Origin of the sequence: Prosthecobacter sp. (assembly GCF_044227185.1) — a bacterium.
In the GTDB taxonomy this organism is placed as follows: Bacteria; Verrucomicrobiota; Verrucomicrobiia; order Verrucomicrobiales; family Verrucomicrobiaceae; genus Prosthecobacter.
Genome location: NZ_JBGAFO010000009.1, coordinates 16,092 through 41,188, shown reverse-complemented (window position 1 = coordinate 41,188; position 25,097 = coordinate 16,092). Strand labels below are relative to the sequence as shown.

Genomic DNA, 25,097 nt, shown 5'->3' with positions numbered 1-25,097 from the left:
TGAAAACAACAAGACGATCCCATGAGCACTTACGACGACGATCATAAAGGTCACCATCACGATCCTAAAGATCACGCCAGGGCGCCCGCCTCCGCCGCTCCCGGTGCAGAAGAATCCTGCGGCAGGTCCGCTTGCGAGCACGGTCATGACAACAGCCCCCTGCCACGCAACGCCCTCGTCGCCGCCTCCGGCCTTCTCCTTGGCCTCGGCATGGTTTTCAGCAGTCCTCTCATCAAAAACATCTGCTTCGCGCTCTCCACTCTCGCGGGCGCGCTCCTCGTCGTTCCCGCCGCGTGGCAGTCCCTCAGAAAAGGCCGGCTGGACATGAACCTGCTCATGACCGTGGCCGTCACCGGCGCCTGGATCATCGGCGAAGGGAATGAAGCCGCGGCCGTGGTGTTTCTCTTTGCGCTTTCAGAGCTGCTGGAATCCTGGAGCGTGGGGCGCGCACGGCGTGCCATCGCCTCCCTGCTCAAGCTCACGCCCGAAACAGCGCTGATGCGTGGCGAGGGAGGCACCACCACCGAAACGCCCGTTGCCCAAGTCATTGTCGGAGCTCACATCAGCGTCCGTAGCGGCGAGCGCATCCCGCTTGACGGCCGGGTGCTCGAAGGCAGCTCCAGCGTGAACCAGGCTCCCATCACCGGGGAATCCGTGCCGGTGGAAAAGACCAAGAACGATCCCGTCTATGCGGGCACTATCAATGGTGAAGGCTCCCTCATCGTTGAAGTCACCAAGGCGGCATCAGACTCCAAGCTCGCGCGCATCATCAAGCTCGTCGAAGAAGCGGAGGAGCAGAAGGCCCCCACGCAGCGCTTTGTGGACACCTTTGCCCGCATCTACACACCCGCCGTGTTTGTGGCCGCCATCCTCGTCACTCTTCTGCCTCCTCTGCTGTTCGGCACGCCGTGGGCGCATTGGGCCTATCGGGCGCTCGTCCTGCTCGTCATCGCCTGCCCCTGCGCCCTCGTCATCGCCACGCCGGTCTCCATTGTCTCCGGCCTCACGGCGCTGGCGCGGCGCGGCGTGCTGATCAAAGGCGGCGCCGCTCTGGAGGAAGTCGGCAGGCTCCGCGTCCTCGCCGTGGACAAGACCGGCACCATCACCCAGGGGCGTCCGCGGGTCACGGGCATCATCCCGCTGGGCGATGCATCCGAAGACGAAATCCTGCGTAAAGCCGCCGCCATCGACTCCCATAGCACCCACCCGCTCGCCGCTGCGGTCACTGCGTTTGCCAAAGAGCGCGGCATCCGCTTCGCCACTGCGGATGATTATCGCTCGCTCCACGGCCGCGGTGCCAGCGCCGTCATCGAGGGGCATCCTCATTTCATCGGCAATCACAAGCTCACTCACAGCCTGGGCGTCTGCTCACCAGAGATCGAGTCAAAACTCACCGAGATCGAGGCCAAGGGCGAGTCCCTCGCCATCCTCGGCCACACACCCCACGAAGGCTGCGCCGGCGCCGCTCTCGGCATCATCAGCATCGGCGACACCCTCCGGCCAGAAGCCGGCCATGCCCTCAAGCTCCTGCATGAGGCCGGCCTGGAAAAAGTCGTCATGCTCAGCGGTGACAACCAGCGCACCGTCGATGCCATCGCCAGGACCGCAGGCATCGACGAAGCCTACGGCGACCTCATGCCCGAGGAGAAAATCGAGCACGTGCGCCGCCTCCTCGATCAGTACCGTCACGTCGGCATGATCGGCGACGGCGTCAATGACGCGCCCGCTCTCGCGCTCGCCAGCGTCGGCATCGCCATGGGCGCCATTGGCAGCGACACCGCCATCGAGACCGCCGACATGGCCCTCATGCAGGACGATCTCACCCGCGTTGCCGAAGCCATCGTCCTCGGCCGCCGCACCCTCGCCATCATCCGCTTCAACATCGCCTTCGCCCTCGTCATCAAGGCCGTCTTTCTCATCCTCGCCTTCACCGGCCACGCCAGCCTCTGGCTCGCCATCCTCGCCGACACCGGGGCCACGCTGCTCGTCATTTTGAACGCTTTGCGGTTGCTTCGGAGTGGATCAAAAACATGACTGCTCTGCAGCGCGGCTTCCCATGCTTTTTACGTATGCCGCAGCGCCTCCACCGGATTCATCTGCGCCGCACGTCGCGCGGGATAAATCCCAAACGCGATGCCGGTGATCACGGAGATGGAGAAGGCCAGGATCGGTGACCACATCTTGATCACGGTCGTCACTCCGGCAAACTTTGTCACCGCCATGGGGATGCTCAGGCCAAGCACCACGCCGAGAACGCCGCCGACACCGGCGAGGAGCACGGTCTCGATGAGGAACTGCACCACGATGTCGTTCTGCCGCGCGCCGAGGGCACGGCGGATGCCGATCTCCCGCGTGCGCTCCGTCACGCTGGCCAGCATGATGTTCATGATGCCGATGCCGCCCACGAGCAGCGAGATGGCGGCAATGCTGCCCAGCACGATGCTGAAAATCTGCTTGGTGCGCTCCGCCTGCTTCAGCAGCTCGACGGGAACGATGATGCGCCAGTCCTCCTTCTTGTGATTGCTGGTCATGATGTGGCGGATGGCCTCGGCGCGGCTTTCCACCATGTTCACGTCATCCACACGGACCACGGCCTCGTGAAACTGCACCTTTTCCGCCTCAAAGCCCCCCGTGCGGAAGCGGAAGAACACCTCGCCGTACTGGTCCATCAGCGTGGTGAACGGGATCATGATCTGCGCCTGCGCATCTGCCGAGGGGTTTCCCCCTGCGGCGTCGGTTCCGACGCTCTGCCCCTCATCCTCGATGATGCCGATGACCTTGTAATAAAAGCCCTTCACCCGAACCGACTTGCCCACCGGCGTGGAGAGCTGAAATAGCCGCGCGGCCACGGTCTGGTTGATGACACAGACCGGAAGAAAATCCTTCATCTCCATGTCATTGAAAAAGCGGCCCTGTAGAATGCGACGGTTGCGCATTTCAGGATAGATGGGCAGCACGCCCATGACGTGGCCGTCCACGCTGCGGTCCAGATTCCAGATGTTTTCCGAAATGTAGCGACTGGGCACCACCACGCGGATGCCCGGCACCGTCTGGCGGATCTGGTCGATGTCACGCAGGGTGATCCCATACTCGCTGATCATGCTGCGGGATTCACCACTGGAACCCTGCCCGTCCGGCGGCTTGGCGCTGTGCAAAATGATGTTCTGGCTGCCCAGCTTGCGGATCTGCTCCTGCGCCTCATAGCTGGCTCCTTCACCAATGGCCAGCATGGCGACCACGGAGGCCACGCCAAAGACCACGCCGAGCGCGGTCAGAAAGGAGCGCAGCTTGTGCAGCCAGATGGTTTTGATGCCCAGGGACAGGGTGCGCCACAGGTGCTGGGGCGAGGCGATGAGACGGAGTACAGGGTGCGAGGCGAGGAACGACATTCAGGGGGTCTGAATCATACGCCCGTCAGCGCATGAAATTGCCACGATCTCGCAGCCCCCGGGGAATCACTCTCCGGCCTGGGCCTGCGAGCCCACCACCATCTCCTGCGCCGGCGCTGTGGCGGGCACGGAAGGTTTCACCTGGACCACAAACGGGGGCGCCTCGCCACCGATGGAGCCGCCTTGATCCAGAAAGCGGTTCATTTCCGCCATGGCCGCATCGAGACGTGGATCATTGGCCTGCAGGAAGGCGCTGACGCGCAGGGCCAGCGCCTGGCCCTGCCAGGGATAGGGCAGCCCCAGGCTCTCCACCGCCGCGAGCTGCTGCGGAAGCTTCAGGTGCATGGCCATTTCACAGCGCATGCCCAGCAGGATGTTGCGGGCGATGTGCACCGGATACTCACGTCCCAGCTTGTCAAAAACCACCAGGAAACGCGGATCCTGCACCGCCTCCTTGGACCGGGCCAGCTTGCCCAGCATCTGCACTGCTTCGCTGACCAGTGAGGTGTTGCACCAGGGGGCGGCCATCAGGCTGTCCAGCCCATGCTCGATGTGAAGCAGTGCGGCTGCCGGATTCTGCTGCGTCTGACTGGCGATGGCGCGCAGAAAATGCGCATCGGCCGGAAACCGTGCAGCGATGGCATCAATGGCGGCAAAGGCGTCCGGTGCTCCAGTGCGCGCCTTGGCAAAGGCCTGGAGCACTCGAGCCGCCAGCACAGGCTCGGCGGGCACGGGAGCGGCGAGATAGGCGGCGTAGTCTTGCTTCCAGTAGGGCCGCAGCGTGTCCACCCGTGCACGAAACTCGGCCGGCGCATCCGCTGGCAGCACCTCGGCCGAGGCTGAGTCCCACAGCCGGCCCGGCATGTGCACACGCTCGGCGTAGTAGCGCTGCATGTCGAGGGGGGCATCAATCTTCGGCAGATGGCAGCCCGCGCGGGTGGCGGCGCGCACGAGATCATAGGAGCAGTTGGTCTGTTTCGCCACGCTGCGCGCAAAGCTGAACTCCAGGCGGTTCATGTCGTCGGTGTTCACTGTCTTGCAGGAGGCGGCCAGCGCCGTGCAGTAGTCGCTGTTGGCCAGGCAGCCGGTCAGAAATCCTTCGGCGCTGTCAGTCTTCCAGAAGCGCTGCACCGCCTCGGCCATGGGCTCCAGTTTGACGCGTCGGCGCAGCGATTCGAGCTGCCAGGGCGTCTCATCATTCGAGCAGATCAGCAGCATGTCCACGCTCTGCGTGCCCCACACCTCGACTTTCGGAAACACCTGGCGCAGCGTGCTGATCACGGTGGTGATGGTGCCGGGCTCCACTTCATACCCCTGCAGCCACTGGCAGAAAATGCCGTTCTTCGTCAGGCGCTGGCTGGCATTGCGGTAAAACTCCCGCGTGTAGAGATTCGCCACCCCGGCACGGCAGGGATTCGAGGGCTCGGAGACGATGAGATCGTAGTTCTCGCCCTTCGTGAGCAGGAATTCGCGCGCGTCTCCCGTGATGTTGTTGACGCGCGGATGCTGCATCGCGTTCCGGCTCACGGGATCGAAAAACTTCGCCACCTTGCGGATCTCCTCTTCCAGCTCGAGCACATCCACACGCTGCATGCCTGGCACATCCGCCAGCCAGCCCGCCGTGGTGCCGGTGCCCAGACCGACGACACAGGCGTTCTGCGGATTAGGATGCAAAATCGCTCCCGTGATGCCCAGCATCACCTGCGTGCCAGCGTCGCTCACCGCGGAGCCGTCGCTCTTGCCATTGGTCAAAAACGCATACTGCATGCCGCCCACGACCGCGACGCTTGTCTCACGGCCATCATAGGCCTGCACCAGCGAACGCTGCGCGCCACGCTGCCAGCTTTCCAGCCCGAGCGCCGTGCGATAGTCCTGCGACACCCGGCCGTAGCCGATGGGCGTGTGCATCCACACCGCCGTCGGCCCCGTGGTGCCCAGCGCGAAAAACCCGCACACCACCAGCGCCGCGAGAGCGATGCGGCCGTTCCCGTTGAAGCGCACAGCCAGGGACTCCGCAGCCCCTTCCCCCTGCCCGCGAAGCTGCAGCCACAGCGAGGCGGCGGACATCGCCGCCACCAGCAGTGCCGCGAGCAGCCAGCAGCCCTTCAGCCCCAGCAGCGGCACCAGCAGGAATCCGCCGAGCAACGATCCGGTGATCGAGCCAAAGGTGTTCCAAAGATAAGCACGCCCGAGCTGCCGGCCCACGCCCGCATTGCCACGGCCCAGCAGGGACACGAGCAGCGGAAACTGAATGCCGCTGAGCAGCGAAGGCAGAAAAGCCAGCGCACCCATCACCACTCCCCAGCCCATGGCCATCTCCCCCAGGCCCACGCCACGCAGGCTGTCATTGAAAATAAGCGCCAGATGCGCGATGCGGTCTCCCAGCGCATAGGGCAGCAGAATGGCCAGCGCCTGCAGCGCCGAGACGAGCGTGAAGCCCGCGGCGCTGGGCTCCGCCTTTTTCAAGATGAGCGCATACAGCAGCCCACCGATGCCCATGCCCGAGAGCACCACGCACAGCACCAGACCAAAACCATAGACCGAGCCGCCCAGCAGCGGCGTGGAAACGCGATACCACACCAGCTCCGCCACAAAGAAGGTGAAGCCGCTCATGAAGGCCGCCGCCAGCACAAAGGCCGCCGGAGCCTTGGCCCCCGCCTTTTCCTCCGCTGCTTCTTCCGCCGCCGCGGCCGGCTGGCGCGTCTCCTTTTCCTGCACCAGCGAGATCGCTCCCGCCGCCAGAGCGATGCCCAGATTTGCCAGCACCGCGATGGTGAGCGCGCCTTTGTTTCCCAGCATCGGCAGCAGCCAGAACGTGCTCAAAACAGCCCCCGTCACCGCCCCGGCGATGTTGATGCCATAAAAGAACGCGGTGGTCGAGCGGCGCGGATCATCATCGCGCTGCGCAAATTTCATCGCCGCAGGCAAAGTGCCTCCCATCAGGAAACAGGGCACGCCCAGCACCAGAACAGTCATCAGCAGTTGCAGGCAGGTCGCCAGCCCCAGGCCCATGCCCGCCGTCCCCCCTGTCTTCAAATAGAGCGAACGCGCCAGCCCGAGCAGCATCGGAGAAGCCACGGCCGCGATGGCAATGCCGACCTCCAGCCGGGCATAAAACCGAAATGGGCGTCCTACGCGCTCCACCCACGAGCCAAACAGCTTGCCCCCAAAACCAAGCCCCCCCATGAACACCGCCATCACCGCTGCTGCCGCCGGGGCCGCCCCGCCAAAAACCAGCCGGAACTCCCGCAGCCACACAGTCTGGTACACCAGCGAGCAGAAACCCGAGAGCATGAGAATGCCGGCCAAGGCCACCTGAGTCATGCGAGCACTGGAATGAAAGGTGGAGGTCGGGACGGTGGCTGCTTTCATGATCTAAGTAATTAACAAGTATTTTATATAAATACCATATTATTACAAACGAATTCGTTCGAGTGAGAACGAATTAACTATAAATACTGGGCTAAATCAGCCCAGCATACCCCCACCCCATAGGTCCTTCCTCTCGGAATCCCCTGCCTCAGTTCAAGGCCTCACGGGCCGACTGGAACAGGTAGTGCCCCCAGCCAAACTGGCTGTCGCCGTTCCAATCCGGATCATAATGCTGGCTCTTGAAAATGAAGCGCTCCGGGTGCGGCATCAGGCCAAAGACACGGCCCGTGTCATCCTGCAGTCCTGCGATGGCATTGGTGGAGCCGTTCACATTCGTGGCATACAGCAGCGCGGCGTGCCCGGACTTCACATAGCCGGCGGCGGCATCCCCCTCCGTCACCAGACGACCTTCCGCATGGGCCACGGGCAGTTCGAAATTCTCCGGCAGCTTGCTGAGGTAGGGGCTGGCCTTGCCCTTCGTCTTCTTCAGGCCCACCCAGCGGCAGATGAAGCGGCCGCTGGTGTTGTGAATCAGGCTGCCCTTGGGCAGGAGGTCGAGCTGGGTCAGGATTTGGAAGCCATTGCAGATGCCCAGGGCGTAACCGCCCTTGTCCACGAAGGTTTTGAGCTGGTCGCCCAGCTTGGATTTGGTGATGAGCTGAGCGATGCGGCCGGACATCACGTAGTCCCCATAGCTGAAGCCGCCAGAAAACACGATCATCTGCGCCTTGTCCAGCGCTGCGGGCTCCAGCAGAGCCACCGGCAGCACCTCCGCGGTGAAGCCCGCCGCCTCCAGAGCGCGGGCGGTTTCGGCGTCGCAATTGGTTCCAGGAAACTTGAGAAGAAGGGCGTGGGGCATGGGTTATGGCTCCCTGCATCTAGGCGATGCCGCCGCGGGATGCAACCACACATCCTGGCTCATGTTTCGGGAGCGATGGTTTGACTCCGGTCTTGGGTCCACCCTGGCTGCCCACACAGAGGAATGAATCCAAAACTTTTGCCCGGTTGCGCACCCCATGGCATGCGATTAACCTTGCCAAGCCATGTTCAAAGAACTCCTCGCCCCCCAGAACACCTTCATTTACGGCATCCTGCTCTGCGGCATTTTCCTCGTCCAGTCCCTGTGGGGCCACTGGAAGACCAAGCGCGAACTCAAGCGCTACAAGGGCATGCTCAGCGACAAGCTGGACCTCGACTCCAAGCAAAGCCAGGACCTCAGCAAAGAGCGCGCCTCCCTGAAGCAGGAAAACGAAAACCTGCGCATGCAGATCGCCCGCCTGAACGAGCGCCCGGACAACAAAATGCAGCGCGAGCTGGAAATCCTGGCCCGTGCGGAGAAGCAGATGATCATCAGCGCCCCCGGTTTTGCCCCCGCCTGGGAGATGGCCAAATCTGCCGCCCTCGGCCAGCTCGAAAATGAGGAGAAGGGCCAGTCCTTCCCGCAGAAAATCTTCCGCAAACTCATCGGCTCCGGCTCCTCGCAGACCAATGTCGCCCTGCCGGAATCCGCCGCTGCTGCCGCAAAAAACGGCGAAGCCACCGCTTCCGTCGCCTGAGCTATAGAGTGCAATGACCCGCACCGAAGCCTGGCTTGTGCTGAATCTGCTCCCGCAGGTCGGGCCCGTGCGTGTGCGCAAGCTCCTGCAGCACTTCGGCAGCCCGGAGCGCATCCTCAGCGCAAAGAGCAGCGACATTCTCCACGTCGAAGGCTTCGGCCTCGCACAGGCGGAAAGCATCGCCGGATGGGAATCGCAGGTCGATCTGGCTGGCGAACTCAAAAAGATCCAGGAACGTGACCTCACCCTGCTCACGCAGGAGGACGAACTCTACCCACCGCTCCTGCGGGAAATCTACAATCCCCCGCTCGTCCTCACCGTCTGGGGAGAGCTCACCAAGCGCGACCATAATGCCCTCGGCGTGGTAGGCAGCCGCCATGCCACCAACTACGGCCTCAGCACCACCAAGAAGCTCAGCTTTCAGATCGCCTACGCTGGCTACACTGTGGTCAGCGGTCTCGCCCGTGGCATCGACACGGCCGCTCATGAAGCCGCGCTCGCGGCGAAAGGTCGCACCGTGGCCGTCATCGGCTCCGGCATGGGCAAACTTTACCCGCCGGAAAACATGGCGCTGGCAGAGCGCATCGCGCAAAACGGGGCGGTGATCAGCGAGTATCCGGTGGACCGCATCGCGGACAAACAAACCTTTCCCTACCGCAACCGCATCGTCGCCGGATGGGGCTGCGGCTTGATCGTGGTGGAGGCCCCGCTGCGCAGCGGCTCCCTCATCACCGCGCAGCAGGCCACCGAGCAGGGGCGCACCGTCTATGCCGTGCCCGGCCCCATCGACAAACCCACCTCCGCCGGCTGCAACCGCCTCATCCAGCAGGGTGCCAAGCTCATCATGGACGGCGCCGATGTACTCGACGACTTGATGACGCTCTTCCCCACCGCCCCCAAGCCCCCGCAGGTCGAAGAGTCGCGCCCCGCCGCCACGCTCACCCTGGAGGAGGAAATCCTCTACAAGGCCATCAGCACGGACGAAGCCCACATCAACGACATCACCACCACCTCCGGCCTCACGCCCGCCACGGTGTCCTCCACCCTCATGCGTCTGGAGATGAAGCGGCTGATCCGCGCGCTGCCAGGGCGGAGGTATGTGAGGCTGGTGTGACTATGAAATCCGCGCCCGCCACGATGAATTATTTCGGATGCCGCGATGACTTCGCTATTGAGGTCGGCAGTGAGCTGGACTTCGGAGGTCAATGCCGGCTCGGCTTTTACGCCTTCGGCATTCATCTCAACCGGGCTGACACCTGGGGTAACTTGGGAATTGCTTTTTATGGCTGGCCTACGGGGCTTTTTTCGACCGATCACTGGAGTGCGACAGACATCTACTGGGAGATGCCATTCTCCAGCAGTGCTGAACAACTGCTGGAGAGAGTGCTGGCAGATCATGAGATGCATCACAGGCACCTGACGTTTCAACTGGGGCCGGTGACAGACTCCTTTTCCATGCTGGTCTTCGGACGCCCCACGGATTTCGTGCTGCTGCTGATCCGAAACGACCATTTTCAGGACGATGATGACGACCTGCCGCAATGGAACCACATGGTGCATGACGGCACGGAATCCATTCACTGGCTTTCTTTGACGATGCCGCGGGGGGAATTCAAGGACATCTGCACCCGGGCGCATGCCTGTGTGGGCACCTTGATGCCTGCGGCCTGACGCATCACGATCCGTTGAAAACTGGTATGCATATCGACCGGAGAAGGCTCTCAGATGAGAGGATGTGTGAGCCCTCATTCTGACAGGACAGGGATCATCCTGATCCCTCACGCTCACGTCGTGCCCTAAGCGCAGCGTCCCGGAGTGCTCCAGCCCTCTGGAGTTTGCGCGAACCCTGGGCATGCAAACACGCCGGAGGTCCGGCGCATTCCAAAACGCTCCGCGCCCGCGTGAGCTCTACCGCTGGCGATCATCATTCAAACATCCATCCCGACATACCCGTTTTTAATGGATCGTGGTATTATCTGAGCGTCTTGCAGGCAAAGACTTCACCGCTTCTCCCACAGCAGCGCCAGAAACAGCGGGAACTCCTTCCGCGCCCGGTTCTCCGCACGTGCCCTCGGCCCGGGCTGGCTCTCTTTGTGAGAGTACCATTCCTCGATACCAGCCAATACCATTCCCGCGGAGAAGCCGGTGGCGGTGAGGGTTTGCAGGCTGCGGTGGAAGGAGGTGGTGCTTTCACTGTCAGCCTTGCCGGGATGCATCACAATCGGGATGCTGAGCGTGCTGCTGTAGGCATCGGTGCGGCGATACTGAATCTTGCGCTCTTCATCATGCCCCCAGGCGGACTGGCGGGGAATGCGGAAGGCGGGATGATTGACGACCCAGAGCATGCGGCCGCCGGGCCTGAGCACCTTGGCGGCGGCGGCGGCAACGACATCGAGATGCTCCATGTTTTGCACGCAGAGAATAGCAGAGGCGAGGTCAAACTCTCCCAAGTCCTCGATCTGCGCGGCATCACGGGCGAGGTAGCGCACCGGGGGCTTCACGGGGTAGGTGCGCGCTTTTTGAATCAAGGTGGGGGCGGCATCCACGCCAGTGACCTGGCAGCCGGCCTGCGCCAGCGCGCGGGAGAAAACGCCCTGGCCGCAGCCGAGATCCAGCACGCGCTCGCCACGCTTTGGCGCCAGCAGTTTGAGCGCGCCGGGAATGACAACGGCCTGGTAGAGCTCTGAGCCCCGCTCGCCAATGATGCGGTCGTACCAGTCGGCGGATTTTTCCCAGGAGGTGCCGTGTTCGCGGCTGGCCTGCGGGCGATTTCCCTGCGGGCGGCTGCCAAATTCGCGGCGGCCCTGGGGGCGCTCCTCCTGCCCACGAGCACCCGGCTCCGTGCTGGGCGAGGGGCGGGGGCGGAAGGGACGGCGTGGGGGCTGCGGCATGCGGCATGATGTCGCAGCAGATGGGGAATGCCAGCAGGTCCCGCACAATGTCCTTACTTTTATCTTCCCTCAAATGGGCTCCTATGCCAGCCTCACCCACTTTCTGCCATGTCCGCCACCCCTTCCCGTGCCGTTCCCGGTCTCATCCTCGCGGCACTGAGCCTGCTGAGCGCCTTTCTGCTGTTTCAGGTGCAGCCGATCATCAGCAAGTTCATCCTGCCATGGTTCGGCGGCAGCCCCGGCGTGTGGACCACCTGCATGCTGTTTTTCCAGGTGGTGCTGTTTGCCGGGTATGCCTATGCGCACGCCCTGACGCTTCTCCCACGCCGCTGGCAGGGCATCATCCATGGCCTGCTGCTGGGCGCAGCCATCGCCATGCTGCCCATCGCCCCGAGTGAGATGTGGAAGCCGACGGGGTCTGAGGATCCGGCGCTGCGCATTCTGCTGCTGCTCTTTGTCAGCGTGGGCATGCCCTACTTCGTGCTCTCCAGCACCAGCCCCTTGGTGCAGGTCTGGTTTACCCGTACCACCGGCGGCGCCAGTCCCTGGCGCCTCTATGCGTTGTCCAACATCGGTTCCCTCGCGGCGCTGCTGAGCTACCCTCTCTTCTTCGAGGTCCACTGGGATGTGCTGGAGCAGACCACCCTGTGGGCGGTGGGCTTTGGCGCGTTTGTGGTGCTCTCCCTCGCTGGCGTGTGGCTGGACCGCCACCACGCCCTGGAGGAGGAGGCCAGGCCCGTCGAGGCCCAGAAACCCGAGCCGGCCAGTGATCATCCCGGCTGGCTGCGCCGCATCGCCTGGGTGCTGCTGCCAGCCCTGGCAAGCTGCGTGCTGCTCGCGGCCACGAACCACGTCTGCCAGGACGTGGCCGTGATACCCTTCCTCTGGGTGGTGCCGCTGAGCCTTTACCTGCTCACCTTCATCATCTGCTTTGAGCATGAGCGCTGGTATGCGCGCATCTGCGTCCTCTGGGCGCTGCTGGCGCTGCCGCTGCTGTTCATCACCTGCACGCAGAACCTCATGCAGAAGCAGGATTTCTGGTCGAAGTTCGAAACGTGGGCACACAATGAAGCAGAGCCGTTGCTGAACAAGATGACCAAGTTCACCGGCCACACTTTCAACCTGGCCACCATCAAGCTCGCGCCCAACTTCATCTGGGAGCTTGGCTGGGCCTTTGGCGCCATGTTCGTCGCCTGCATGCTCTGCCATGGCGAGCTCACCCGGCTCAAGCCGGCCCCGCGGCGGCTCACCGAGTTCTATCTGCTCATGTCCTTTGGCGGAGCGCTGGGCGGACTGTTTGTGAGCCTGGGTGCGCCTCACCTTTTCACCACCTTCGCCGAATGGCCGATCAGCCTTATTCTGGTGGCGGCGCTGGCCTGCTATGTTCTGCTGCGCTCGGTGCTGAAGGTGAAGCGTGTTTGGGAGTGGCTTCTCGTGGTCCTCATCACCGCCTCCCTGGGCTGGCTGGCCTGGAAGCTCCATGCGGCAGGCATCCTCACCTGGGAGGCCTTTAAGCGGCGAATGGAGAATAAAAACGCGCCGCCGGAAGCAGCCATTTATGGCGCCCTCGGCACCACCGCTCTCTGCCTGGTGGTCATTCTCTTCCGCATCATCCGCCGTGGCTTCATGCGCCCCGCGCTGGTTTCCATCACCATGCTCGGACTGGTGTTCACCTTCGTTCTGCTTTTGATGGCGGATTTCGGTTTCAGGCATGAAGAGAAGCTTGAACGGGTGCGCAACTTCTACGGCATGCTCTCCGTGACCGAGGACTACGACGACAGCGGCATGAAGTCCCTGGAACTGACCAACGGCGGCATCATCCATGGCATGCAGAATCTCACCCCGGGCCTGCGTGAAGAGCCCACCAGCTACTATGGCCACGCCACGGGCATCGGCCGGGCGCTGGACAGCCTCGACGGCCGCCCCGGCGCACGCATCGGTGTGGTCGGCATGGGTGCGGGCACCGTCTCCTGCTACGCAAAAAGCGGCCAGACCATCCGCTTTTACGACATCAATCCTGACGTGGTGCGCATTGCAAAGAAGCACTTCTACTATCTCAGCGACGCAGAAAGGCGTGGCGCCAAGGTGGAGATCGTCATTTCCGATGCCCGCCTGGCGCTGGAACGCGAGCCGTCCCAGCAGTTTGACGTGCTCCTGCTCGACGCCTTCAGCGGCGACTCGGTCCCGGTGCACCTCCTTACCCGTGAAGCCTTTGCCATCTACGACCGCCACATGAAGCCGGACGGCATCATCGCCGTCCACATCACCAACAGCTATCTCATCCTGGCGCCGGTGATCGAAAAGATCGCCGCTGAGGCTGGTTTCAAAACCACCCGCATTGCCACCGATGCAGACGGTGACGATGATTCCACCGACTACATCCTCGTCACCCGCAATGAGGCCTTTCTCAAGGCCAACCCACCGGACCTCCTCGGAAACGAGACGGAGCTGAAGCATGACGTGCGCCTCTGGACCGACCGTTATCACAACCTCCTGCGCATCCTGAACATCCCGCAGAACATCAAGGAGGAGGAAGAATCCAAGGCGGGGGCCCAACAGTAGATTTGCGAACGGCCGCGAACGCGCCAAACTTGGCGCCGCCGCCATGCTTTCCCCCGACCCAGTCCCCACGCCGCAGCAGCTCTTCCGCTGGCTGGACAGCGGCCGCATCTCGCGGGAGGAATTCCGCACCGCAATGGCCGTGCACACCGGCGAACTGATCCAGGAGATGGAGCAGGCGCACGCCAATCCGCTGGTGGCCAAGTTCAATGAGCTCATGAACCGCCGCGAAGCCTGGAAATGGTCCCGCCGTCATGGCGAAATGGTCATGCGTGAAATCCTCTGCGCGCTGATGGATGAGGAGCGCTTCACCCCGGCGCGCTGGCTGTGGAACGCCGCGCATCCTCACGTGCCCCTGCACTGCTTCTTCCGCACCCGCGGCACCCCGCTGCTGCGCTTCCTGGAATTGACTGTGCATTCGCAACAGGTCACTGTGCTCATCGAGCATGGTGGCACTGAAACCCTGTCCCCCACCCGCGAGCGCTTTCATCTGCGCCGCAACCGCCAGCAAAGCCTGCAGGTAGAGCGCCGCGAACTCCTCTAATCATTCCTATCATCTCTCTCTCGCACGCCCCTCCCTCGTCCTCGATCCCAGCGCCCCCGCCGTATTCGTCATTCGTCATTCGTCATTCGTCATTCGTCATTCCTAGATGCCCCCACCCCCGAAAAAATCTCTCAGTCTGCTCGGTCTGGCCATTTTTACCCTCGTCTCTCTCATCCTGGGCGCCTACTACCGCTTTCCTTCGCTGGGGGAGCGCCCCATGCACACGGATGAGGCCATCCTGGCCATGAAGTCCGCCGAGTTTCAGACCACCGGCCATTTCCAGTACGATCCCAAGGACTTTCACGGCCCCGGCCTGCACTATCTCACACGCATCTGGTCCAAACTCGCGGGCTGGGGCGGTCCAGCCACCTGGACGGAAGCGCAGCTTCGCACCGTGCCGGTGGTCTGTGGTCTGCTGCTGCTCCTTTCCACCCTGCTGCTGCGGGATGCCCTCGGGCGTCTCAGTACCGGCTTGGCCATGCTGCTGATTTCCATCTCGCCGATGATGGTCTATTACTCGCGCTACTTCATCATGGAGGTGCCGCTGGTGCTGCTCATCACGCTGTGCATCGCCGCGCTGTGGCAGTATTCACAGGGCGGCGGGCGCTGGTGGCTGGTGCTGGCAGGCTTTTGCCTGGGCATGCAGCATGCCACCAAGGAAACCTTTGCTATCAATGTCGTCGCCGCGCTGGCTGGCTATGCCGTCACCAAGGTCATCGTAGGCGGCTTTGCGCCGCGGCGCAGCGGCTATGACACGGGTGCAGGCGCCAAGGGCCGCGCCACCCATCCCGCGCTGTGGGTCATCCTCACCGCCCTCGTGACCAGCGTCGCCATTTACTCGGGTGGTTTCAAAGACTGGCAGGCAGTGAAGGACAGCGCCCTCACCTACCTGCACTACTTTGAGCGCTCCGGCGGCAGCGGCCATGAAAAGCCCTGGTACTACTACATCACCCTCATCTTCTGGCGAAAAGACGGCCTCGTATGGAGCGAGGCCATGATCGGCGGCCTCGGCATCATCGGCATGCTGCATGCCTTTTTGGGCAACCACATGAAGCAGCCCTCACGGCAGGCCTTCCTGGTCTTCCTTTCAGTTTACACCCTGGTCCTCTTCTCCATCTACTCCTTCCTCGCCTACAAGACGCCATGGTCCATCCTCAGCGCCCAGCATGCGCTGACACTGCTGGCCGGAGTGGGGGCGGCGGCAATTTTCAGTTCGTTGAAGGGAAGCTTTCTGCGCCTTGCCTTCTACATCGCCTTCGGCCTCGGCCTGTACTATCTCATCTCGCGGACCAATCTGGCCATTCACCTGTATGCCGCCGATTCGCGCAATCCCTACGTTTACTCGCACACTTCCACCAATCTGATGCGGCTCCTGCCCCAGGTGCGCGAACTGCAGAAGACCGCGCCAGATGACGCCTTCAACGTCCTCGTGATCAATCGTGATTCCGGCTGGCCCCTGCCCTGGTACTGGCGCGACATCAAAAGCGTGCATTACACCAACACCGTGCCCGACACCATTGACGCACGGATCATCATTGCGGAACCGGAGATGCAGACCGCCCTGGAGTCCAAGTTTGCCGGCAAAAACTACACCACTCACGATCTCTTCGGTCTCCGGCCTGGAGTCATGCTCAAGATGTGGATCGAACAATCCCTCTGGGACCGGCACTCCCTGCGCACGGAGCAAAAAAAGGCCGCCTCACCATGAGCGAGGCCGTCCCACAGCACCATCGCTTCACCCGCCACGCGATGGCCACCACCTTCGACGTGATCATCAATCATGCCGATGCCGATGAGACCTACGCGGCGCAGGCCGCGCATGCCGCGTTTCAGGAAATCGCCCGCCTGGAGGATGAACTGAGCCGCTTCCGCTCGGCCAGCGACATCCACCTCCTCGGGCAGCTCAAGGCGGGCGAATCCATCCGCGTGGGCATGGCGGCCTGGGACTGCCTCTCTCTGGCCAAGGCCATGCATCAGGAAACCAGCGGCGCCTTTGACATCACCATCGGGCCGCTGATGAATCTGTTCGTCACCGCCGATGGCGAGCCCCGCCAGGTGAGCAAAGAAGTGCTGGAGCAGGCGCGCCAGATCATCGGCAGCCAGCGCTTTGACCTCGATGAGGAAAACATGACCGTCACCGTGCACGCCACCGGCATGATCTTTGACCTCGGCGCCATGGGCAAGGGCTACGCGCTGGATCAGGCCGCCGATGTGCTGCAGGACTGGAAGGTGAACAACTTCGTGCTCAATGCCGGAGACAGCACCATCCTCGGCATCGGTGCACCGAGCGGCAAGGACGCGTGGTCCATCACGCTGGGCGGCGGCGAAAAAAGAACCGCGCTGCTCAACCGCGCCGTGAGCGGCTCCGGCTTTGCAGTGAAGGGCGCGCACATTATGAACCCGCGCATCTTCCAGCCCGTCCCCATCAAGAACCGCCGCACCTACGCCCTTGCGCCCACCGCGGCCCTTTCGGATGCCTTGTCCACCGCCTTCATGGTGATGGAAAAGGATGAAATCGATTCTCTTTGTCAGAAATATGCCGGAGTGGAGGCGCTGGAGATGGACACCTGATCCGCCGAACCCTCATGCCCAACTGACCGTGCTCTTACCATGAAACCGCTCCTTGTCATTTTCTTCGTCTTCCTCATCACTCCATTCAGTTTTTCGCAGGCGTCACACGAAGACTGGCTCACCTACTATTACAAATCCCCTTCACCGGACGCCTTCGTAAAACAAGTGAAGGCGATGGCGGAAAAAGGCCTGCTGAAGAAGGAAGAGGCGCAGCCGCCCATCATTGGCTTCCTGAGCCGCGTCATGGCCGCAAATCCCAAACGCATCGCCGGATGGATTGAAGAGCTTGGCAGCAAGGAGGACGAGGTGCGCACCGTCCTGCTCGCAGCCGCGTGGTATTCCGACACCGATGAAGCACGGGAGGTGTTCAAGAACCAGAAGCTCGACGTCTATCTGAAGAAGCGGGCTCCAAACATTTTGGAGATCGCGCCCGACAATGCCGGCGTGCTGGACATGCTGTGGGGCTATTTCATGGCCACTGGGGAGGCCGCCCCCATCCGCCGCATTGTATCAGCCCTGAGCCTCTCCAAATACACCGGTGCTCTCGAACGCTACAAGGCCGATCCCAGCCCCGCGAACCAGCGGGAGGCCCACCTGGAAGTCACCTTCGAGGCCGCCATGTGGTCCCTGGAAAACAACTGCAAAGGACACCCTCTGGTCCTGCAGCATTGCGAAGAAATCTTCGCCGACAAAACCCTCCCACCGGACCAGCACCACTGGCTTGGGGTCGTTCTTTCAAAAGTAAAACCCGAAAAATACGGCCAGCCCCCCAGGTGAAACCTTGAACCATCAAGCGTTTCTTCACTTCCACTCCCGCAGCAGTTCCAGCCCTTCGCGATTGCGCGGTGCCAGCGCCAGGGAGTCCAGCAAGTGACGTTTGGCCTTGGTGGCATCAGACGTTTTCAACAGCTCGGCCAGCTTGAAATGCGTCTGCGCCCCGCCACCGGGATCCAGCACCAAAACTCGCTCATACGCCGCAATCGCCCCAGGATTCTCTTTGAGCGCCACGCAGGCATCCGCCAGCGCCTTCTGCGGCGTCACCAGAAACGGATTCAACGCCATCGAACGCAGCGCGTTCGCCTTCACCTCCGGCCAGCGCTTCGCCGGCACATCCAGCTCAATCAGCCGCAGAAACGCGCTCTGCGCGCTGGAGGATTTCGCCGCGATTTTCCGCAGCACTGCCGCCTCATCATCCGTGCGCTTCATCTGCCGCAGCGCCTGTGCTTTCAAGGCGTAGCCACTGTCACCCTCGTAGTTTTCCGGCAGCAGCTCAATCAGCTTATCAGCCAACGGCAGCACTTCCGCCCACTTCTTGGTTTCCATCAGAGCATCCGCCTCTTTCTGCAAAGCCCACAGGTTGTTCGGATGCTTCTTCAAAAACTCGGTGAATGAGCCCGCATCAAAGGGATTCAGCTCCTCCGGCTTTGGCTCCTCCCAGTCCGCCTTCGCCCCAAATCCCTTCGCTTTCGCTGTGATGTAACTCGCAAACTGCTTCTCCACCTCCTCAATGCCGCCCACGTTCGCACCGATCGCATCGTTGATCCGCTTCCCCTCGGCCAGATCGTGCAGGATGCCCTGGAACTTCTCCTTGCCGAACTTCTCCAGCAAAAATTCCACCGCCTGGCTCGACTCATAATACGCAAACATCAGATGATCCTGCGTCTTCGGCCCCATGAAGGCGCCGCTCAGCCGTGACATGGGCGTCAGCGTTTCCTCATCCAGCACCATCTCCCGAAACTTCTCGCCCATCCACATCCCCCAGGCCGGATCACGCTGCCTCTCCTCATGCACGCTGATGCCCTCGCTCAGCCAGCGCGGCATGCGGTTCTTCGTCACCGTCAGTGTGATTACATGGCAGAACTCATGCCAAAGCGTGCTCTCCCAGTTGTTGCGGCCGTGCGCCAGGCTGCCTGGGCTGTTCATCGTCACCACCGTGCCAAAGCATACACCCAGCATCCCCTGCCCTCCCAGCGCGCCAAAGGTGCGGATGGCAAAGTCCTGCTGCGCGCCAAAAAACTCCACCAGCACCGGCCGCTTCAAATCCAGCCCGTATTTCGCCCCCAGCACCGTCTTCGCATCCCGCAGCAGGTCGAGCGCCCGCGCCCCATAGACCGGCCAGTCACGCTTCGGCATTTTCAAAATGAAGTCGTCAAAGCTCTGCGTCACATACTTCCCCATCTCCTTCTCCAGCTTCTCCAGATTGTGCGCCTGAATGTTGTAGCCGTCCTCCTTGCGGATCACCTCCGCGAGCTTCCACGCCTCCTCCTCTTCACCCAGCCGCAGCAGATCATGGCAGAGCTGCATCTTCGCCGGCAGATATTTCGGATCAAACTCCAGCGCCTGCCGCTGCAGTCCCGCGCTCTCCGCAAACCGATACGCCCGCGACAGACAGCGGCCAATCGTGTGATCCACCTCCGGATTCCGCGCCCAGCGCTCGAGCGCGTGCCCTCGTGCATCCTCCATCTTTCCAGCATCCGCCTGGAACAAATAAGCCACCACAGCCCGCAGCGACCACGCCACGGGATTCTGCGCGTCCTGATCAAGCACCAGTTGAATCGCCGCCTCCGCCTCGATGAATTTTTCGCCGCCGATGAGCTGCTCCGCGCGCAGCAGATGCGCCGCGGCAAGATGCGGATTTAATTCGAGGGCCTTCTGCAGATTCTCCATCGCCTTCTCCCGGTCGCTGGACTGAAACGCCCTCGCCAGTCCCAGCCGCAGCTCCGCCGTTTCACCATGCGCTTTCAGGCCCGCACGAAACACATCCGCCGCATGCTGCGCATCATCCTTGTCCAGCGCCAGGTTTCCTTCGGCCAGATAGGCGGCCTCCAGCTTCGCATCTTTGCCCTGAGCGATTTTAAAATATTGCGCGATCACCTTCTGCGCGTCCGCCTTGAGCACCAGCGCCGCCCGTCCCAGCACCACCACCTCCATCGCAGTTCGGTCCTTGGAGGGTTTCGCCTTCGCAGCCTCATTGATGCCCTTCAGCGACTCCGCCGCTACGTCCGCCCTGCCCAGCATCTGCGCAAGATCATGGCGCAGCATCAGCATTTCAAAGTTCCCCGGATACAGCGCCAGCGCCTTGCCGCACTCGTCCATCGCCTGCTGCACGTGCCCCATCTCCCGCAGCGCCTTAAATCTCAAAATACGCCAGTCAGGCGACTTCAGCCCCTTCTCCGCCGCCGCCTCACCAATGCGCGCCACCAGCTCATAGTCGCCCCGTGCCAGCAGCTCCCCCACCGGCCCCAGATTCTTCTCCTCGAAGATTTTTTCGAGGTCGATCTGCTGCGCCTGCAAAGAGACGGCAAACAACAACACGGCTGAGGCAATCGTTCGGATCATGATGACAAAGGTGCGGCGCAAATCTCACGCCACCAGCAAAACGATCCACAGCGCCAGAAATAGCAAAGCCGTCGCAAATCGTACCGTCACCGTGTGCTTCTTCTGAAACTCGATCAGCGCCTCGCTCGTCATGCCGAGCCACGCCAGCACAAAGATCACCATCAGCGGCAGCACAAACGCCACATTGTAGAGCAGCAGATAGCCCACCGCTCCCAGGCTGCCCTGCTTCATCATATAGATGATGGTGGGCAGATAAACCTGGCCTGTGCAGGCCAGCTCCAGCAGGCTGATGACGATACCGCTGACAAAGGCGGCGATGACGAAGCGCGAGCTCTTCGTCTGTGTGCGGATCACCCCGCGGATCCGCGTCTTCAGAAACTCAGGAAGCTGCAGCGTGGCATCCCCCAGCCGCCCGCGCCACGCGCGCAGCCCATCACGGAAACTCAGCCAGGCCAGCAGCAGCGCCACAAACGCCAGCAGGCGGTTCAGCCACGTCCGCACCCAGGCAAAGGCCTCCAGGCTGGCCACCACCTGGCTCAATCCCAGCCCCACCGCGAAATAAGCCAGAAACACCGCCGCGATGAAAGCCGCGCCCACCATCAGTATCTCGCGCGGGCTCCGCCGTGCGATGCGCAGATAGCTCAGGAAGAAAATGATCGTGGCAAAGGCGCAGGGATTGATGCCATCCAGCAGCCCCGCCAGCGCCACCCAGCCGATGCTGAAACGATCAAACCGTTGCGCGATCTCCGCACCCGCCTCGGCGCGCTCCGCATCGGCCACCCGATACCAGGAGTCATCCGGAGCCTGCTCGGCCGTCTTTTCAATCAGGCGCTGCAGCGCATTGAAGGTCACCGCAGTTTTGACCAGCGCGCCCGCCTGCGTAAAGACTGCGGGCGTCACCTGATGCAGCTCCGGAGACACCTTGAACCGGGTGCACAGCGCCTCGTTGCGCTCCGCCCCGTCGCTGCGCTCCACGTTGAATTCCTCCAGCGCCAGCGGCTGGTCCGCATGCAGGCTGCGCAGCATGTCACGGATGCGCTCGCAGTCCTTGCAGCCCGGCTTGTAGAAAAACAGCACCTTCACCGGCCCGGCTTTCGCACCCGCACCCGCACCCGAAGTCGCAGCGGCATTGGCAGGCGCGGATTTCACCGCCACCGCGGGCGTCGCGCCACCTGCATGTGCGGGCGTGGCGGTCGGCGCGGAACTGCCGGCCTTCACCAGACTGGCAAAGCTTGGCAGCACCCAGTCCAGCTTGTTTTTAGCGTCAGGAGCCAGGTGCTCCTCCATGCTCGTCCACTGCTCCTCATTGAACCATTTTTTGTCCACCTGATCCAGCAGGAAACCGTATTGAGGGGAAAGAGCGCGAAAGGAACTCTCCAAAAAAGGCTCCAGCAAATGCCGCCGGTCATCGCCTTCCGTGATGCCGGACAAAGCCTCGCGCAGCATCATCGGCTCCACCATCTGCCCGTGTCCCATCAGTGTCAGCATGGCCTGCACCTTCACCTGAGCATCGCTGTCCCGGGTCAGTTTCACCAGCAGCGGCGTGATGCCTTCGGGAATGGAGTAGATCCTGGACCGCTGGCGGTAGGGAATCGTTTCCTGTTCGAAATCACGCTCGCCAAACCACACGCGCCAGTAATCATTGCCGTTCGTTTTCAGATAGGCCGCCGCCAGCACTTCACGCACGCGTGGGGAGCTGTCTGCCGCCACCTGCGCCGCCCTGGTTTCAAACTCCTCACGGTCCAGATGCAGCAGGGCGCGCCAGGCGGCGCGGCGCTGCCAGATGTTCGGTGTCACCAGCCCCCCCTCCACCAGCGGCTTGCTTTCCGGCTTGATGATCGTTCCCAGCAGCACCAGCGCCAGCGTTTTCGCCTCCTCCTTCGCCTTCGGCTGGGAAAGCATTTCCGTGCTCCATGTCTGCATCACCATTCGTGCGGAGACATTCTCAGTCGCATTGGAAAGGCTGTAGTTGTACACATCCATAGCCTCCAGATGTCCCTCCGGCCGCGCCACCTCCTCCAGCAGCAGTTTTACCTCCGCCCCGGTGTTTTTTCTCAAGGCCGCACCCACCGCATCCACGCGCACCTCGGGAGACTCATCCTGCAGGAGCCGGCGCAGCAGCGTGGAGAAGATCTTCTGCGAGGCCAGACGCGACTGCTCCTGCAGAAAGCCCGCCAGATGCACCCGCTGGTGCGGCTCCAGTTCTGGCAGCAGCCGCAGGATTTCCTGCGCCGCCTGCCGCTGGCCGCCAAAGGCCAGCTGTGTGGCCGCCTGAAACTTCAGCTCAGCGCTCTCCTTCTGCAGCATGCACTCCAGCAGCAGATCATGAAACTCCTTTTCCATCGGCCGCCACTCGCGTGTGCCCGGCGTGCCTGACGCCTGGTTCACCGCCACCGGTGCGGCCTTCGTCCCTGACACTTCGAGCGTGACGCCAAATGCCTTGTACACCGCCTCCTGCGCCGCATTGCGCGGCACCGGCTCCCGCAGGATCTGCGCAAACACATCCTGCCCCCTGATCTCCCCCGCGCCCACGGCCTCCTCCACCTCAGGCTCGTCCACCAGCGATTCACGAAAATCAAACGGACCCGGCTTCATGCTCTCCAGCATGGCGATCCTGCCGTTCACATCCGCCTGTCGCAGGGCTTCCAGCACCCGTTTCTTGTCCTCGTCCTGCAGCATCAGTCCCGCCAGAAATTGAATGGCCATGCTGCGCACGTCCGGATCGCGATGCGTGGAAAGTGTGCGCACGATCTCCAGCGCCTGCAGCGCCGCATCACGTTCGCTGTCTCCTCCGCGCGAGCCCGATCTCGGCTCCGCGACCTTATACCATTCAATGTGGTGCCCATCATGCCCCGCCTGCTTGCCAAAGGCGCGCAGCACACCCAGCAGGGCCTCTCCGGACTTCTCCGGCAGCACCTTCACCAGTTCCGCCGGCAGCGGCCGCCCCATGCGCACGATGGCGCTCGTGGCGGAGCCGAGCAGCGTGTCATCCGCCAGCGCCATCTTCATGATCAGCGGCACCGCATTTTCCAGCCCCATGTCTGCCGCCGCCTTCATGGCCGCATAGCGTACAAACTCATCCTTGTCGTTGAAGGCGTCCGTCACCGCAGTTCCGGCTTTGGAGACGCGCAGCTTTCCCACATACTCCAGCGCCGCCACACGCACACGCCAGCGCGGATCAGAAATGCACGTCATCACGCCTTCCTTGCCCGCGCTGGAATGGCCGTCTGAAAGCGCGTTGAGCGCCGCCACCAGCAGGTCCTCGTTTTTCGAAGTCATGAAGCTCGCGATCAAATCCGCGCCGCGGCTGGACTTCGTGCTCACGCGCCGCAGCACGGCATGGATCACATTTTGATCCGTCTCCACCTTCAGCCGCTCCTGCACCAGATCATAGACGGTTTCGCCGCCTGCCAGGATCAGCGCATCCATCGCCGCCTCCCGGATCAGGGCGTCTTCATGGGCCAGGAACTCCGCGAGAACCGGCACCGCCTTGCTCCGGCAACGCGGCAGCGGCTGCATTGCCGCCAGCTTTTGGTCCCGCGTGCCAAACACCAGGTCGCGTGAGATCCGCAGCGCCTCCTTCGGCAGAGACTCGGCGATCACGATCCGGTACTGCGCCTGCTTCACCTTCGCCCGCACACCTTCCGTGATCTGGGGCGTGTCATGCAGATACTGCTCCAGAAACGCCACCGCCTTCATCCCGGACTGCGCCATGGACTCAAACGCACGCTCCTGCTTGCCCACATCAGCACCCACGATGTCCACCAGATAGGCGCGCATCCGTGCTTCATCAAAAACCGCCTCCACCTTCGGTTCCTCCGCCGGTTTCTTCCCGGTGGCCCAGGCCTGCCACTGCCGCAGTGCCTCCTGGCTTTTCGCACTTGCAGGCTCCCACGGATCAAAGGCGGAGTCCTGGTTCGTCCGCTCCTCCAGAATCTCCAGCGCCCCCATGCGCACGGCAAACTGCGGATGGCTGAGGAGTCCCACCGTGATCTCCGCCGGAAAGGGCTTGGCCGCCGCCGCATACCCCTTCAGCCCCACATGCAGGCCGCAGGCTTCGCACACCACCGCCCACTGCTCCGGCGTTGGCTTCACCTCATCCTCGCGCAGCGCATCCAGCGTGGCCGCCGCCGCACGCAGCTTGGGATTCAGCTCACTGGGGTCGATCCGCACGCGCTCCGGCCCCGCATCCAGCACAGGGCCGTTCTGAGCCTGCGCCAGCAGGCCCGAAAGCAGCAGCCAGATGCCGATTTTAATGCAGCAGCGCATACGCGACGATGTTCACATTCACTTCCAGCGAGTTGCCGATCTCATTCCCCCCGCAGCAGCAGCAGCCGCTGGTGTTGGCCGTGTTGTTCAGCCCCTGGTTCGAGTATACCACCACCAGCCGCCCGTTGTGCTCCACCCCTTCCAGCTTGGCCTCCCCGCTGGACTTGGACAGCTTCATCTTGTCCAGTTCATACACCGTGCGAAAGACGGCGTGTGTGCTCGCGATGCCCTTCATCGGCGTGTCGGCCATCACTTTCTTCATCTCGCGGCGGAAGGCGTTGTCCCAGTCTTTGTTGGAGCACCCCGCGCTGGCCAGCAAAAAGCCTCCGTTGCTGAGGTATTTCTTCAGGTTGTCCCGCTCCCGCTGGCTCAGCGTGAAGTCTCCCTCCCCCGTCATCACCACAAACGGAAAGGCAAACAGGTCGTCCGTTCCCATCTTTACAAACTTGAAGCGCCGCTCCGTGGCGATGCTCGTCTTCTGCTGCACCGTGCTCAGAAACTCATCGCTGAAGCACCGCGAAGTCTTCGTCCCCGCATAGATCAGCATCCCGCATTGAATCGCCCCCTCTTTGGCCATGAGCCCCCCCTGGGTGAAAAGGAAAAGAAT

16 protein-coding genes are annotated in these 25,097 nt (G+C 62.4%); 9 read left to right on the top strand and 7 right to left on the bottom strand.

Annotated elements, in window-relative coordinates:
- Positions 1 to 21: 21 nt before the first annotated feature.
- Positions 22 to 2,034: a heavy metal translocating P-type ATPase gene (locus ACILSQ_RS20500; protein ID WP_395745521.1), complete on the top strand. Its 2,013-nt coding sequence runs from the start codon at positions 22 to 24 to the stop codon at positions 2,032 to 2,034.
- A gap of 29 nt (positions 2,035 to 2,063) precedes the next feature.
- Here the strand turns inward: ACILSQ_RS20500 and ACILSQ_RS20495 are convergent, their stop codons facing one another.
- The 3 genes from ACILSQ_RS20495 to purQ form a co-directional block, all read right to left on the bottom strand.
- Positions 2,064 to 3,389, bottom strand: coding sequence for an ABC transporter permease (locus tag ACILSQ_RS20495; protein ID WP_395745520.1), 1,326 nt, complete (start codon positions 3,387 to 3,389; stop codon positions 2,064 to 2,066).
- 66 nt (positions 3,390 to 3,455) lie between these two features.
- Positions 3,456 to 6,761 (bottom strand): fused MFS/spermidine synthase, encoded by a 3,306-nt coding sequence (locus ACILSQ_RS20490; RefSeq protein ID WP_395745519.1) that lies wholly within the window; start codon positions 6,759 to 6,761, stop codon positions 3,456 to 3,458.
- 148 nt (positions 6,762 to 6,909) lie between these two features.
- The gene (gene purQ, locus ACILSQ_RS20485; protein WP_395745518.1) at positions 6,910 to 7,620 is read right to left on the bottom strand and encodes a phosphoribosylformylglycinamidine synthase I; all 711 of its coding nucleotides are present in this window, start codon (positions 7,618 to 7,620) and stop codon (positions 6,910 to 6,912) included.
- A 184-nt stretch (positions 7,621 to 7,804) separates the two neighbouring features.
- Here purQ and ACILSQ_RS20480 point away from each other — a divergent pair, with 184 nt between their 5' ends.
- From ACILSQ_RS20480 to ACILSQ_RS20470, 3 genes are read left to right on the top strand one after another with little or no spacing between them, the layout of a single operon-like run.
- On the top strand, positions 7,805 to 8,317 hold the full coding sequence (locus ACILSQ_RS20480) for a hypothetical protein (protein ID WP_395745517.1): 513 nt from the start codon (positions 7,805 to 7,807) through the stop codon (positions 8,315 to 8,317).
- A 13-nt stretch (positions 8,318 to 8,330) separates the two neighbouring features.
- Positions 8,331 to 9,431 carry a DNA-processing protein DprA gene (gene dprA / locus ACILSQ_RS20475; RefSeq protein ID WP_395745516.1) on the top strand — a complete coding sequence of 367 codons (1,101 nt, stop codon included), beginning with the start codon at positions 8,331 to 8,333 and terminating at the stop codon, positions 9,429 to 9,431.
- A 2-nt stretch (positions 9,432 to 9,433) separates the two neighbouring features.
- Positions 9,434 to 9,988, top strand: coding sequence for a hypothetical protein (locus tag ACILSQ_RS20470; RefSeq protein WP_395745515.1), 555 nt, complete (start codon positions 9,434 to 9,436; stop codon positions 9,986 to 9,988).
- Between the two features lie 329 nt (positions 9,989 to 10,317).
- On the opposite strand, the gene ACILSQ_RS20465 is transcribed toward ACILSQ_RS20470, so the two are convergent.
- On the bottom strand, positions 10,318 to 11,208 hold the full coding sequence (locus tag ACILSQ_RS20465; protein ID WP_395745514.1) for a class I SAM-dependent methyltransferase: 891 nt from the start codon (positions 11,206 to 11,208) through the stop codon (positions 10,318 to 10,320).
- Positions 11,209 to 11,316: 108 nt separating this feature from the next.
- On the opposite strand from ACILSQ_RS20465, the gene ACILSQ_RS20460 reads away from it, so the two are divergent.
- The 5 genes from ACILSQ_RS20460 (at position 11,317) to ACILSQ_RS20440 (ending at position 17,659) form a co-directional block, all read left to right on the top strand.
- Positions 11,317 to 13,770, top strand: coding sequence for a spermidine synthase (locus ACILSQ_RS20460; RefSeq protein ID WP_395745513.1), 2,454 nt, complete (start codon positions 11,317 to 11,319; stop codon positions 13,768 to 13,770).
- A 43-nt stretch (positions 13,771 to 13,813) separates the two neighbouring features.
- Positions 13,814 to 14,311: a hypothetical protein gene (locus ACILSQ_RS20455; RefSeq protein ID WP_395745512.1), complete on the top strand. Its 498-nt coding sequence runs from the start codon at positions 13,814 to 13,816 to the stop codon at positions 14,309 to 14,311.
- A gap of 106 nt (positions 14,312 to 14,417) precedes the next feature.
- A complete protein-coding gene (locus ACILSQ_RS20450) occupies positions 14,418 to 16,019 on the top strand; it encodes a flippase activity-associated protein Agl23 (RefSeq protein ID WP_395745511.1) in 1,602 nt (533 codons plus the stop codon).
- Complete coding sequence (locus ACILSQ_RS20445) at positions 16,016 to 16,882, top strand: FAD:protein FMN transferase (protein ID WP_395745510.1); 867 nt, start codon at positions 16,016 to 16,018, stop codon at positions 16,880 to 16,882. The genes ACILSQ_RS20450 and ACILSQ_RS20445 overlap by 4 nt, the downstream gene beginning before the upstream one ends.
- 39 nt (positions 16,883 to 16,921) lie before the next feature.
- A complete protein-coding gene (locus tag ACILSQ_RS20440; RefSeq protein ID WP_395745509.1) occupies positions 16,922 to 17,659 on the top strand; it encodes a hypothetical protein in 738 nt (245 codons plus the stop codon).
- 24 nt (positions 17,660 to 17,683) lie between these two features.
- Here ACILSQ_RS20440 and ACILSQ_RS20435 read toward each other — a convergent pair whose 3' ends face one another.
- Genes ACILSQ_RS20435 through ACILSQ_RS20425 form a run of 3 tightly spaced genes read right to left on the bottom strand, consistent with a single transcriptional unit; the run spans position 17,684 to position 25,067 of the window.
- The gene (locus ACILSQ_RS20435; protein WP_395745508.1) at positions 17,684 to 20,221 is read right to left on the bottom strand and encodes a peptidase MA family metallohydrolase; all 2,538 of its coding nucleotides are present in this window, start codon (positions 20,219 to 20,221) and stop codon (positions 17,684 to 17,686) included.
- Between the two features lie 24 nt (positions 20,222 to 20,245).
- Entirely contained in the window at positions 20,246 to 24,490 is a 4,245-nt protein-coding gene (locus ACILSQ_RS20430) for a HEAT repeat domain-containing protein (RefSeq protein WP_395745507.1), read from the bottom strand.
- Entirely contained in the window at positions 24,474 to 25,067 is a 594-nt protein-coding gene (locus tag ACILSQ_RS20425; RefSeq protein WP_395745506.1) for a DUF4159 domain-containing protein, read from the bottom strand. Before ACILSQ_RS20425 ends, ACILSQ_RS20430 begins: the two co-directional genes overlap by 17 nt.
- Positions 25,068 to 25,097 lie beyond the last annotated feature (30 nt).

Bases quoted from the DNA above. Each gene is read 5' to 3' on its own strand.
- ACILSQ_RS20500 (WP_395745521.1), top strand. From the start codon at position 22: ATGAGCACTTACGACGACGATCATAAAGGTCACCATCACGATCCTAAA.
- ACILSQ_RS20495 (WP_395745520.1), bottom strand. From the start codon at position 3,389: ATGTCGTTCCTCGCCTCGCACCCTGTACTCCGTCTCATCGCCTCGCCC.
- ACILSQ_RS20490 (WP_395745519.1), bottom strand. From the start codon at position 6,761: ATGAAAGCAGCCACCGTCCCGACCTCCACCTTTCATTCCAGTGCTCGC.
- purQ (WP_395745518.1), bottom strand. From the start codon at position 7,620: ATGCCCCACGCCCTTCTTCTCAAGTTTCCTGGAACCAATTGCGACGCC.
- ACILSQ_RS20480 (WP_395745517.1), top strand. From the start codon at position 7,805: ATGTTCAAAGAACTCCTCGCCCCCCAGAACACCTTCATTTACGGCATC.
- dprA (WP_395745516.1), top strand. From the start codon at position 8,331: ATGACCCGCACCGAAGCCTGGCTTGTGCTGAATCTGCTCCCGCAGGTC.
- ACILSQ_RS20470 (WP_395745515.1), top strand. From the start codon at position 9,434: ATGAAATCCGCGCCCGCCACGATGAATTATTTCGGATGCCGCGATGAC.
- ACILSQ_RS20465 (WP_395745514.1), bottom strand. From the start codon at position 11,208: ATGCCGCAGCCCCCACGCCGTCCCTTCCGCCCCCGCCCCTCGCCCAGC.
- ACILSQ_RS20460 (WP_395745513.1), top strand. From the start codon at position 11,317: ATGTCCGCCACCCCTTCCCGTGCCGTTCCCGGTCTCATCCTCGCGGCA.
- ACILSQ_RS20455 (WP_395745512.1), top strand. From the start codon at position 13,814: ATGCTTTCCCCCGACCCAGTCCCCACGCCGCAGCAGCTCTTCCGCTGG.
- ACILSQ_RS20450 (WP_395745511.1), top strand. From the start codon at position 14,418: ATGCCCCCACCCCCGAAAAAATCTCTCAGTCTGCTCGGTCTGGCCATT.
- ACILSQ_RS20445 (WP_395745510.1), top strand. From the start codon at position 16,016: ATGAGCGAGGCCGTCCCACAGCACCATCGCTTCACCCGCCACGCGATG.
- ACILSQ_RS20440 (WP_395745509.1), top strand. From the start codon at position 16,922: ATGAAACCGCTCCTTGTCATTTTCTTCGTCTTCCTCATCACTCCATTC.
- ACILSQ_RS20435 (WP_395745508.1), bottom strand. From the start codon at position 20,221: ATGATCCGAACGATTGCCTCAGCCGTGTTGTTGTTTGCCGTCTCTTTG.
- ACILSQ_RS20430 (WP_395745507.1), bottom strand. From the start codon at position 24,490: ATGCGCTGCTGCATTAAAATCGGCATCTGGCTGCTGCTTTCGGGCCTG.
- ACILSQ_RS20425 (WP_395745506.1), bottom strand. From the start codon at position 25,067: ATGGCCAAAGAGGGGGCGATTCAATGCGGGATGCTGATCTATGCGGGG.